Raw genomic sequence first — 12,576 nt, 5'->3', positions numbered from 1 at the left:
CCTGCCCCTTCAAACAATATTATTTATTACCGAGTAGTTAAACGAAACTCAACTCGTCGATTTGTTGCCCGCCCAGTAGGCGTATCATTACTCGCTAGAGGCGAAGATTCACCATACCCCCGTGCGACTAAACGATCAGACTCTATTCCATTTACACTTAAAAATCGTTTCACAGCCATAGCACGCTGTTGTGATAAATTTAAATTAAGGCTATCCGAGCCGACGCTATCCGTATGCCCGGCTATTTCAACATTGACGTTACGTTGACTCTTTAAAAATGACACAGACGACATCAACGTATTCTCGCCAACCTGCGTTAACTGAGCAGAGCCAGTTTCGAAAGTGATGTTTGCGATATTGATGATTTGTTGTTCAATAACGCAACCACGCCCATCTACACGCACACCGGGCAGCGTATTTGGGCATTCGTCATATTGATCAACAACATGATCACCGTCAGAATCCTTTGGTTGAACCTGCGTGTAAACCACCTTCTCTACAACAACTTCTTTTATCTGCTGAAAGGTGCCCAACGCAACCTCTAGACCCAAGCCAAAACGTATATCGGTACGTCCATCAAGATAATCATCTTGAAAATAGCGCGCTTCGCCGCGATACCGAAGCCATTGCAAATTAAAGATGCGTCCAACAAAGCCAACACCTACATTCCAATAAAACGAGTTTTCATCAAGTGAATCTGGAATGACGTCGTTCTCGGCACCGCCAATCCCCGCTAAAATAAACGGAGTGAATTGCTCTCTATCGCCAAAACCGTATTGAAGGTCTACACCACCGCCAGCCTGATAAAAATCACTGCCGTTGTTGTCGCCAGTTTCAAAGATGTTATCAAAATATAAACCCTCGATATAGAGGCGCTGGGTTAATGGAAAACCAAACCCTAATTGCCAACCGTTACTTGTAGACTCAACATTCCGATCAGAGTCGGTATTGGTCATGGTTCCCAAGGCATAAATGTGCGGATATTGCTCATCAGCGGCTAATGCGGGGACTGAGACAAAGCTAATCATGCTAACAAACAAAAATAAAACAGTAAGACCAATGCCTCTATACATCCCTAAACCTCTTTATTGGAGTCTGTAAATAATTCTGTTAAACTGCCAAGGTTAAATATAATCCGCTAAGCGGTCTGCAATATCAATTATAAATCGATTGAGTGCTGGCGTCCAATTTCTGATCGGCATTGTCCACTTTTTTGAAGCATTCTGGATCGCCAGATAAATAACTTTCTTCGCCGCGTCGTCCGTAGGAAACAACTTGCGCTTTTTGATCGCCTTGCGGATAACGCTGTTCAACGACTCGATGGCGTTGGTTGTATAGATGACTTTCCTAATGTCAGCAGGGTAATTAGGTTCTGCCAGTGCGCGCGCCACGATTTACTGATCTGCGGATACTGGTCATCCCAACGCTCGGCAAATTGATTCAGCGCCAATACTGCCTCGTCCTCGGTGACAGATCGGTATGACCGCTTTTGTGACACTAGAGCCAGACACATTCCGTGAACATAACCTCTTTGCCATTCTCGCCCGGGGTCGAGCAAAAAAGCACCGTTTCAAATATGTTATGGCAAATAGACTACTTGTTGCGTTGCTCATTATCTATAGAGCTAGGGAGCTCTCCGTGTTCATAACAGCAATCTAACAACGCCAAGTTTTGCACTCCCTTTCCATCGCAAACTCGTGACGGACAATAGTCGCATTTGTCATAGAGCAATTATCAAACAACTAAAACAGATAAAAACACTTATATTTCAACAACTTACAATTACACTGAAAGACGCGCTAGATTCAAAATCTGGTTCCCTCGGGAGTGGCGGTTCGAGTCCGCCCACTGGTACCAAAATACGCTGCGGTATCAATTACTTGCAGCTAGCGGAGAGCATGTATCTCTGCAATAAAAAAACCGCCTCCTTTTGGCGGTTTTTTTATTCCTCCAAATCAGCACTCTCCCACTACCGCAATCCAGCACTGTCAATTACGGAAAAACCGAGTAGACAAATCGCCACCCTTTTCTCACGATGACACATTGCTCTGTATCAAGCAGTCAGATTCCTTCATCGCATTCGATGTTACAGTACTGTAACATCGAGAGTTAGCCAAAATCGCAGCTTTTACCGGAGTTTTGCAATGCATCAATTACCTAAGGCGCTGCTTGCAGCCATTATAATTAGCTCCCTTGCAGCTTGCGGTGGAAGCTCCTCGAGTAGCAGCCGGCCTTCCACGCCGACAACGCCCAGCCCTCAATGCAGCGACGGCCTAGACAATGACCAAGACACCCTCATTGACAGCGCTGACCCCGGCTGCAGTAACGACCAAGACAACGACGAAACTGACCCACCACTTGACCCGCGGTTAAGCCGATATCAAATGAGCAACGCCTGCTGGGTAGTAAAAGCCGCCGGCAACGGCAAATATTTAGTCGCTGACGGAAGTAATTACAGCGCCACGGCTACCGACAGCGCTAGCGCTGAAGGGTTTTACCTAAAACCGACCGCGCTGGGCAGCTATATGTTCTATAACAGCAGTCGGCAGCTAATGGCGGCAGGCAGCGCGCCGGGCTTAACCAATCTGCCTAGCGCCAGTGCAAATGACAGTGCCGAATGGCGGATTTTGGCCAGCGGCGATACCACTAGCTACCCAGAAACACCTGCTTACCATGTAGAACCCAGCCCAGAACAAGTGACAAATTGGCACGGCTTTGTCGACCCCGCGATCAAGGCCGACACCTTTACAATCAGCGCCACCACACTAAATCGGAACTTGGCGATTGACGACACCGGCAATGTGCAAACCGTCGCCCCCGGTAGCGCGCCCGCCAACGAAGCCTTCATTTTTGAAGCGGCAGCAAATTGCGAAACGTTCCCCGAAGCACAGAGCAATTTCAGCGGCCAACCATTTAAAGGCACCCAGCCCGACGGTACGGTACTCGGCCACGCCGATGTTCACGTACATATTAGTGCCACTGAATTTCTGGGCGGCGCTCACTGGGGCAAACCCTTCCATAAATTTGGTGTAGAACAAGCACTGGGCAATTGCGCTGTAGACCACGGTGACGATGGCCGCCGCGACGTCGTCGGCGGGCTATTCAGCATGAATCCCAATGGTCACGCTACTGATGGCTGGCCAACGTTTAGCGAATGGCCAAAGCGCGACAATTTAATTCACGAGGCGATTTACTGGAAATGGTTGGAGCGCGCTTGGGCCGGCGGTTTGCGCGTTATCGTCAATGATTTAGTCGACAATGAAACCCTCTGTGAATTACAGCGCAATGTCTCTGGCGACCTCACTCAAGATTGCAATTCAATGAATAACGCTGGCCGCCAAGCTGGCACCATGTACGCCATGGAAAATTATATCGACGCCCAATACGGTGGTCCCGGCAAAGGCTTTTTCCAAATCGTGCATACGTCCGATGAAGCTCGCGCGGTCATTGAAGACGGTAAAATTGCCGTGGTCCTCGGCATAGAAATTTCTAATTTATTCGACTGTAAACTTAAATTTAACCCCCTCCGCCAGCAGCGGCCCCATGAAGAAGACGGCAGCGGCTTTCCAGAAAACAGCTATGAATGCACCGTGGAAGAAGGCAAGCCCAACTCCATCGTTACGCAAATGCAGCGGGTTCACGACTGGGGCGTACGGCAAATTATTTCCATTCACGAATTTGACAATGCCTTTGGCGGCAACGGCATATTTGACGGCTTAATTTTAAACCTAGGCACTCGTGAAAACAGCGGCGGCATACCGTCTGGAGACCTCGCAGGACTCACCAGTTTATTTAGTGGCCAACCAAATGAAGCGCAGTTCACCGAATTAGTCAGCAATCTACCCACTACCGAGCTGGCTACTGGCGAATGGTGGACGACCTACAATTGCCCAGAAGAAGGCAAAACAGCTGGGTTTACTGGCTATCTCTGGGGCAGCACTGGCGGTAGCACCCAAAGCTACCTGCCTCAGCCCGCCTGCATACCAACTGGGCAAGATGGCCGCTCTGGTGGAACAACGCCCTGCTACCCCGCCGATGTTCGCCAATGTAATGCCCGCTGGATGACGCCTGCGGGCTTATACACCTACGGTAAAATGATGGAAATGGGCTTTATCTTTGACTGGGATCACATGGAAATGGGAATGAAAACCCAAGCCCTAGAATTAGCGGAAGCACAAAACCCCGTTTACCCATTCGTGTCTACTCACGGCACGTTTGGCGGCACCACTATTGATCAAGCCACTCGCCTCATCGCGAATGGCGGCATACTGTACCCCAGCAATGGCTCCAGCAAGGGCTTTAGGGAAGACATGAACGAAACGGTGGGCATTTACGCCAACGCAATGACTAAACGCGCCACGGCGGGCAAGCCTTCGCTGCTGTTTGGCTTTGGCTACGGTACCGACACCAATGGCCTATCAGCCCAAACGGGGCCGCGCAACAACCCGGCAAACCCCATTGAATACCCCTTCACACTGTTTAGCGGCGCACCGTTCAATACCATGACTGAATTCGACAATGCCTCAGTCGTTAGCTTTGAGCAGCCCAATAGCGTCGATGCTGACGGCAATGTTAGCCGTACGTGGCATGAAGATCTTGACGGCAATGCCCACTACGGCATGCTCAGTGACTTTGTGAAAGAAATCGTCCTCGACAGCCCCAATGCCGCCAGCCAAGTGCGGCATTTATTCAACTCAGCTGAAGTGTTTTTGCAAACGTGGAAGCGCACCGAATTGGCCAGCGCAGCAATCCAAGCCAATGGCTTAAAGGACATCCCAGCCACGGCGCCAGCCATATTGCGCCCCGCTCCGCCAATAGGTGCCTACGCACCGTAAACCCCTTAATGTAGCGCTTTATCCAGCCCGCAATTGCGGGCTTTTTTATGACGAGTGCAAAACTTAGCTACCAATCGGCTGGGACAATATCCACAAACCACTGACCGTAAACACGAGCATCAGCACCAGTAAAGGCAACTGACTCAGCGTCGCATTACGCGAGGTTACAAAGCTGCGCAATGCAAGCACATGCGAAACGTAAACACTGACAATATGCCCCGCAATAATTAACGCCAGCTGGACATGCCATGTTGTGGAAGTATCGGGAATAAAAACGCGCTGCAGCCAGTTTGCGGTGCCAAACCAATTACTACCCCAGCCAAAGGGGTCCGACACCAAACTAACAATTTTAATGCCCTGAGTTTGAATCAAGGTGTAGTAATGGGCGACATGGTAGACCAGTGCTATGGGCAGCAAAGAATAGCTAAACCTAAGCAGCAGGACCTTGACTGGCACCGGCGATTTAGTAATGAACTTGCCCGCTGCAATAAAACTGGCAAACACCAATAAATATAAAAATGGTGACAACAGCAAACACAAACCTTGCCAATAGCTGTAGAGACGCGACATTGCTGCAAAAGCGACAAATGGATTAGTGTCAGTCCAGTATTGTAAAAAGCCGTGGTAAAAATCCAGCCAGAATAATTTTTTCCACACCACTGTTTCGTGAAGGCCGTCAAAGGCTGTTGAAGACAACATAAACAAAACAAAAACCAATAAACTTAGCTGCTGTGGTGGCTCCGCTAGCACGCCACTAAAGGGCATCCGCAGACGTAAATGCCCGCCCCCGCCGTGCGTATCACTCGGCTTGTAATCAATTGGCGCCATGACCGCAAGCAGCCTAAAGAACACGCCAAAAAACTCACAATACTCAAACCAATTGTGACGGCCGATTAAGGCCACCCCAAGAATATTTAGTGCGGTATAGCCTGTTAATAGCACCGCCAGCGCAGATGGCCCACTTTGAGCAAACAACTCAAACCAAATAAACCCAATATAGAGAATCAGTGCGGGCCAAAACGCCAAGAAACTCGGATAGCGCACGCAGCCGCGCAGCAAGCTGGGCCTGACCCGAGCGAGAATGTCGATCATGAATTGCCAAGGATTTATTACTGCGTAAAGATTGCCAAACACTACCGTTACGTAGCTAAAGCCCAAAACAAAAACAATCCAAAAAAACGTCATATTGAAATTGCCATAGGGATTGCGAACGCCCCAAAAGCCCGTTGCAATACAAAATAGCAAACTGCCAAGACTAAGTAGTTTCAACAATTTCAGCAATTGCCAGCGCTTAACGAGCTTGATAATGGTCGTGTCGCTGATATCGCAAACGCGCCCCTCGCGAGTTAGCAGCCGATCTCGGTCAACAAAAATTAAAACCAAAAAAGACGTGACTAAGGCGGCCACCGCGCCCCAGGCATACAGCCAGAACGGTAATGGCAAGGTATAAACAACACCAAAGGAATGAGCCTGGCTCTCGGTTGCCGCAACCAAGAAAAAAAGCAGTAATAGAGTAGACGGACACTTTGTACACATATTGCCAATTTCGCTAAAACAACATTAATGATCAAACAGATATCAATCACATCCAAGCTTGTTAGGATATCCCAATCAGCGCTTTCCTGCTTAGGTATGAGAAGTGAGCGACCTTTGACGCTGACGACAGCGGTAATCCCGATTTTTTAGCCCTTGCGACGGCCCTGCGCTTTCCAATCGCCTTAAGGGCTATTACACTCAGGCGCTTAATAATTCACTCGCGAGCAAATTTGTCGATGCCGGTAAGCGAATCACAGCGCCAACAATTAAAAGGGATCATCGAGCAGCTCAGCATAAGCATAGAAGCGAGCCAAACCCTGGGCGGCACCAGCAGTGAACTGGCCGAGATTGAATCGACATTACGGCAGCTAAATCAAAAAATGATGAAGCTCAGCAATCGCAAAATGTTAGAATTCTACGACCCCGATTACGGTAATGATCTACGTAAAATTCTGCCGTGTAGCCCGTTTAGCGGTTACTTCAACCCGATGGCGGCCAAGCTTAACATTTATAGCGTCGACGATACGGTGGTCGCCGAGGGCGAATTTGGCCTTATTCATCAAGGCCCACCCAATTGCGTGCATGGCGGCATTATCAGCGGGGTATACGACCAAGTACTAGCGTATTGTGGTATTGCCAACGGCACCCCCGGCTTTACTGCGAGCCTACGAGTTAACTACCTCAAGCCCACCCCACTCTTCAAACCCCTGCACTTTAGCTGCCAAATTATTAAGATCGATGAGCGGCAAATTCACATCGAAGGTAAATGCTATTGCGTAGAAGAGCTACTAAGTACCGCCGAAGGCCTATTTATTCATTATGAAAAACGCGACAATCCCTAGCTCAGCAGATTCAATTAAAGGACAGTCTCAGCAATGATAACAAAACAATTAAGCCCACTTGCGCTGGCATTCTGCCTGCTACCCAATACGGGCTTTGCCGACGAGTCCAACACTGAATCGACCCAAGAAGTCGTCTCCGTAACCGCGAATCGTATCGAAAAACAAATTAAGGAGCAGAGCCTGGCCATCAGTATTATCGACAAGCAAGATATCGATAATATCGGCCACACTCACATCAGTGAAATTCTCAGCCAAACTCCCGGCGTATGGATCAGTCGCGGCAACGGGCAAGAGCACCTCACCGCCATTCGCTCGGCGGTCCTTACTGGCGCAGGCAGTTGCGGTGCATTTTATTTTGCTGAAGATGGTATTCCCCTGCGTGCACCCGGCTTTTGTAATGTGAACGCCTTATTTGACGTCAATGCTGAGCAAGCCGAGCGCATCGAAGTCATTCGTGGCCCAGGTACCGCCGTTCACGGCTCAAATGCCTTAAACGGCGTAATAAATATCATTAGCGCCGCGCCCTCCGAGGAAGCTGAGACGCATCTTTCACTGGAAGGTGGCCCAGATGACTATGGCCGCGTAAAATTCAGCCACAGCGATACTAAAGGCAAGCATGGCTACCGCCTGAGTGCTCAAGGCAACCACGATGGCGGCTATAAAGACGATTCTGGCTTCGATCAACAGAAGCTCAATTTTCGCCATGATTTCCACGGTGATATATGGACAATTCAATCCCTGTTGTCTGCCAGTAATTTAAATCAAGAAACAGCGGGCTACCTGATCGGTAAAGACGCCTATAAAGATGCCAGCCGTAAGCGTGAAAACCCCAATCCTGAGGCCTTCCGCAACAGTCAGAGTGTCCGTTTTTATAGCCGCTTTGAACGTGAAGGCGACAAGGATTCACGATTTGTCGTCACCCCCTATGCACGCTTTACCGAAATGGCCTTTCTACAACACTTTCTTCCAGGTACGCCCCTTGAGGAAAATGGCGAACGCAGTGTTGGCGTACAAACCGCTTTTTACCAAAACTACAGTGAAAACGTCACCCTCTACAATGGCTTCGACATGGAGCTTACTAGCGCTTATTTAGAGCAAAGCCAAGCGCTCCCTGGCGTCGGCCCCTTCCCGACCGGCCAACACTACGACTACGATGTCGATGCATTCTATGCCGCGTGGTTTGTGGGTGGTGATTGGCAGGCGGCAAAAAACACCAAAATTAATTTTGGCGCGCGCTACGACCTGCAATTTTACGATTACCAAAATAATATGATTAGCGGCAATACCGCGGCTGATGGCAGTCCTTGCCTCCCGAGCGGCTGCCGCTATGCTCGCCCAACCGATGACAAAGAGCATTTTAAAAACAGCTCCTTTAACGCTGGCATTATTCAAAGTCTTAGCGCCAATACCGACCTCATTGCCAACGCCAGCCACGGCTTTCGCGCCCCCCAAGCAGCAGAGCTATATCGTCTACAGGCACAGCAACTCAATGCCGATCTCGACGAAGAGTCACTAAATAGCGTGGAATTTGGTTTTCGGGGAACTTGGCCAGCACTGAACTACCGGGTAGCCCTGTATTGGATGCAAAAAGACGATGTCATTATTCAAGACAGTACCCGCCGCAATATCAACGGCGGCAAAACCCTAGACCGTGGCATTGAAGCTGATTTTAATTGGCAGCTCAGCCAGACTCTCCAGTGGCAGCTACAGGCCAGCTATAGCAAGCACCAGTACGGCAATGACGCACTGGCGCCAGAAGGCAATGAACTAGACACCGCGCCCCGCCAATTAGCGAGCACCCGTCTGCGTTGGCAGCCATTTATTAGCAGCACCTTTGAATTTGAAGTGCAGTATCAGGGCGATTACTTCTTGGATGGCGACAATCTGCATCGTTACGAAGGGCACACCCTGGGCAATGTGCGCTGGCGCCAGCAATTGAATGAGCAGGTTTACACGGTATTGCGAATAAACAATGTTGCCGATATAGACTATGCAGAGCGCGCCGATTATGCTTTTGGAAACTACCGCTACTTTACCGGTGAACCCCGCGCAGCTTATATTGAAGTCGGCATCGACTTCTAAGTTGTTCAATACGGCCCTACTGGGCCGTATCTTCCTTACGCTTCACGCAAACTAAGCATTAGCGCTCTGCATAAAGTGACTCTCGCAGACCTACTTACGAAAACGCCGCCAAGCCAACCGCCTTGCGCGCCTTCGCCAACATCGGCGCGGCGTGGGCCCGCGCTTTTGCTGCGCCTTTCAACAACTCAGCTTCAAGCAGGACGCCATCGAGCAATAGCTCATCATAACGTTCGCGGGCTGGCGCAATATGAGCATTAATTAATTCAAACAGTTCCTTTTTAGCCTGCCCCCAGGCAATACCCTCAGCGAATTTTTTACGCATTTCTGCCGTTTGCTCAGGGCTGGCAAACGCTTGCCAAATTTCAAACACAGTAGAAGTATCGGGATCTTTCGGCTCGCCAGGTTCCAGCAAATTTGTTTTGATTTTATTGATGTGCTTTTGCAATTTCTTTTCAGGCAAAAATAACGGGATGGTATTGCCGTAGCTTTTACTCATTTTACGACCATCTAATCCACTTAGTACCGCAGCGTCATCACCAACCACAGCCTCTGGTAGCACAAAGGTGTCGCCGTAGAGATGATTAAATCGCTGGGCTATATCTCTGGCCATTTCAAGATGCTGTATCTGATCACGACCAACCGGCACTTTACTGGCGTTAAAGGTTAAAATATCAGCGGCCATCAAAATCGGGTAGCTAAACAAGCCCATCGTTACACCAAAATCAGGGTCGTCACCCTTCTGCTCATTGTCTTGCACCGCCGCCTTGTAGGCATGGGAGCGATTCATCAAGCCCTTGGCGCACACACAGGTTAAGATCCAACTTAATTCTGTAATTTCTGGGACGTCAGACTGGCGATAAAAAGTGGTCGCATCAGTGTCGAGACCAAGAGCCAACCACGTTGCGGCAATTTCGCGACTCGACTGATGAACCACGGCAGGTTCGTGGCTTTTAATAAGCGCGTGATAGTCGGCCAGAAAGAAAAACGCGTCGTACTCACCGCGCTGGCTTTCCGCAATAGCAGGTTGAATCGCCCCCACGTAATTACCTAAATGGGGTGTGCCGGTGGTGGTGATACCGGTAAGAACCCGCTGCTTGCCCATAATATAATCCTATTGCCGATACATAAGGCCGCCACAGCGACCTTGAATATGATGCGAATTTACAGCCGCTTATGATACTGGCTCGCCTCCTTGCTGTCACCGCAGTTCGCAGGTACAAAACTAGCACCACTATTTATTGCGGCCCTCAGCTACGCACTGTAATAACTGACGGTACAAGGGTGCCAGTTGCGGCCATGTCAGCGCCGCAACATCAGCCACGGGCAGATTCCCCGCACGCTTGCAGCTCAAAAAATACCCAAGCTTTTCACTCGCGCCTATCGCCTCTTCGGCAATATCATCACAGTGAGCATAACGAAACATTGACTCAAACCACTGGGGATAACACAGCCGATCGGGAACCAGTGGTGTGCAGCCTGCGGCAGCCGCCTGCAACACCGCTAGGCCTTGAAAGTCGTGTATTGCAGTCGACATCACCACGTCGCAGCTCATGATCAACTCTTGGTAATGCTGGGCGTCTTTTACAAAGCCAAACTGATTCAAAGTCAAACTACGGCTGCGACGAATGAGCATTTCAATTTGCTCAAATTCTGGGGGCCGCTGCCTGAATTGTTGCCCCGCAATATAAATATCCAGCGGCAAGCCTCGCTTGTCGCACTCCGATATTAAGGTCAGTAGACGGCCTGGCCCTTTGTCGTACTCCCAGCGGTGATTCCAAAGTACTTTAAGCCGATCACCCGCAGGCCGTAGCGTAATTGTTTGACTGCCGACAGCGACCCCCACCGGGAGAACGGTAGCACGGGCAAGTTGCCCTGCCACTTGCTCTCGCGGCGCATAATCCGGCAATTTCGCGAGTAGCTGGTCGCAGCCGTCCAACATTGTCTGGCGATTATAGTCACTATTAAAGACCACTTTATCCGCCGCTAACGCGGTATACAGATTCAATATTTGCGGCTCAACGCCTTGGCGCTGCAGCTGGCTTTGGGGGTAAGCAAACTGATTCTCATGAAAATACACCAGCGTTGGCCAACGACAAAGCTCAGGAACCAGGCCACGCAGGGCTGACAGGTCGGTCATTGATGTCGCTACGACCACGTCGTATTCTGCTGTAAGAATTTCGCGGTTCATCATCGCCCACGTCAAGCTATTGCCGCGAATACGCCAACTAAAATAGCGTGGCGGCAAGCTCAGTACCGTCCAGCTAAGTTCTGGTAAATGCAGTTTTAAGCCGTCTAACCAACTGCGATGACTGTCGGCGTGATAGGCCGACAAAACTAAAACCCGCATTTGTGTATCACCCTTTGTAAAACGCGTCGGCTAAAATAAAGCAAATTGACCCAGACGATAAGCTCCATTACCCTCTTGGCAATTATTTATTCCAGCCGCTGAGAAATGACTATGCATCAATATAAAACCCTGTTGTGGGAACAAGCCAACGGTATCGCTACAATCACCTTAAATCGACCTGATTCCGCCAACAGCCTTAATTTAGAGATGGCCCGTGAATTGATGCTCGCCGCCATGCGCTGCGATGAAGACGAGAATATTCGCGCAGTGATTATTACGGCCAGCGGCAAAATGTTCTGCGCTGGTGGCGATGTTATGAGTTTCCAAAATGCCGGCGATGATATTGGCCTATTACTGAAAGAAATTACGGCCTATTTGCATTCTGCAAATGCTCGCTTCGCCCGAATGTCGGCGCCGCTAATTGTTGCCGTAAACGGCACCGCCGCCGGTGCAGGCTTTAGCTTAGCGATTTCTGGTGATTTGGTTCTCGCCGCCGACAATGCCAAGTTCACCATGGCCTATACTGGCATTGGCGCCAGCCCCGACGGCAGTTCAACTCACTTTTTACCGCGTTTGATTGGCCTGCGTCGCGCTCAAGAACTGATGTTGACTAACCGCGTTTTAAGTGCCGAAGAAGCACTGGATTGGGGAATGCTAACCAAAGTCGTCAAGGCCGACGAGCTGTTAACAGAGGCCCAAACTTTAGCCCGTAAAATGGCCGACGGCCCCAGCCTCGCTCACGGCGAAATTAAATCTTTGTTGCTGTCTAGCTATGCCAACACCCTCGAAACCCAGCTCGAGCTGGAAAGCCGCGGCATCGCTAAATGCATGAACAGCAGCCAGGGCAAAGAAGGACTTAAGGCATTTAAAGAAAAGCGCAAGCCGACGTTTAACCCCAGCTAAACTACACGCCAGAATCGGTGTTGCAAACAGA

General features: G+C 49.8%; 8 protein-coding genes and 1 pseudogene. 4 read left to right on the top strand and 5 right to left on the bottom strand.

Translation table 11 applies throughout. The features are described 5' to 3' along the window. Window positions 1–26: 26 nt before the first annotated feature. Both HNQ57_RS07760 and HNQ57_RS07755 read right to left on the bottom strand, forming a co-directional pair. A complete protein-coding gene (locus HNQ57_RS07760; RefSeq protein ID WP_184462158.1) occupies window positions 27–1,073 on the bottom strand; it encodes an OmpA family protein in 1,047 nt (348 codons plus the stop codon). A gap of 51 nt (window positions 1,074–1,124) precedes the next feature. Further along, window positions 1,125–1,489 (bottom strand): annotated as a pseudogene (locus tag HNQ57_RS07755) (transposase); the annotation flags it as partial. Between the two features lie 655 nt (window positions 1,490–2,144). Between HNQ57_RS07755 and HNQ57_RS07750 the strand changes: the two are divergent. After that, window positions 2,145–4,835 carry a hypothetical protein gene (locus HNQ57_RS07750; RefSeq protein ID WP_184462157.1) on the top strand — a complete coding sequence of 897 codons (2,691 nt, stop codon included), beginning with the start codon at window positions 2,145–2,147 and terminating at the stop codon, window positions 4,833–4,835. 63 nt (window positions 4,836–4,898) lie between these two features. Here the strand turns inward: HNQ57_RS07750 and HNQ57_RS07745 are convergent, their stop codons facing one another. Further along, window positions 4,899–6,371, bottom strand: a complete 1,473-nt coding sequence (locus HNQ57_RS07745) for a hypothetical protein (protein WP_184462155.1) — start codon at window positions 6,369–6,371, stop codon at window positions 4,899–4,901. A gap of 236 nt (window positions 6,372–6,607) precedes the next feature. Here HNQ57_RS07745 and HNQ57_RS07740 point away from each other — a divergent pair, with 236 nt between their 5' ends. Together HNQ57_RS07740 and HNQ57_RS07735 are read left to right on the top strand one after the other, a co-directional pair. After that, window positions 6,608–7,213, top strand: a complete 606-nt coding sequence (locus HNQ57_RS07740; RefSeq protein WP_184462153.1) for a PaaI family thioesterase — start codon at window positions 6,608–6,610, stop codon at window positions 7,211–7,213. Between the two features lie 33 nt (window positions 7,214–7,246). Then, the gene (locus HNQ57_RS07735) at window positions 7,247–9,295 is read left to right on the top strand and encodes a TonB-dependent receptor (protein WP_184462151.1); all 2,049 of its coding nucleotides are present in this window, start codon (window positions 7,247–7,249) and stop codon (window positions 9,293–9,295) included. Between the two features lie 94 nt (window positions 9,296–9,389). Here the strand turns inward: HNQ57_RS07735 and trpS are convergent, their stop codons facing one another. Together trpS and HNQ57_RS07725 are read right to left on the bottom strand one after the other, a co-directional pair. Continuing rightward, window positions 9,390–10,397: a tryptophan--tRNA ligase gene (trpS, locus tag HNQ57_RS07730; RefSeq protein WP_184462149.1), complete on the bottom strand. Its 1,008-nt coding sequence runs from the start codon at window positions 10,395–10,397 to the stop codon at window positions 9,390–9,392. Window positions 10,398–10,526: 129 nt separating this feature from the next. Then, on the bottom strand, window positions 10,527–11,642 hold the full coding sequence (locus HNQ57_RS07725) for a tRNA-queuosine alpha-mannosyltransferase domain-containing protein (RefSeq protein ID WP_184462147.1): 1,116 nt from the start codon (window positions 11,640–11,642) through the stop codon (window positions 10,527–10,529). 111 nt (window positions 11,643–11,753) lie between these two features. Here HNQ57_RS07725 and HNQ57_RS07720 point away from each other — a divergent pair, with 111 nt between their 5' ends. After that, window positions 11,754–12,545 carry an enoyl-CoA hydratase/isomerase family protein gene (locus HNQ57_RS07720; protein WP_184462145.1) on the top strand — a complete coding sequence of 264 codons (792 nt, stop codon included), beginning with the start codon at window positions 11,754–11,756 and terminating at the stop codon, window positions 12,543–12,545. The last annotated feature ends 31 nt before the right edge of the window (window positions 12,546–12,576 follow it).

This window comes from Zhongshania antarctica, from assembly GCF_014202945.1.
GTDB classification, from domain to species: Bacteria; Pseudomonadota; Gammaproteobacteria; order Pseudomonadales; family Spongiibacteraceae; genus Spongiibacter; species Spongiibacter antarcticus.
Note: the sequence above shows the minus strand (reverse complement) of the source record. Positions and strands in the feature narration are given on the sequence as shown.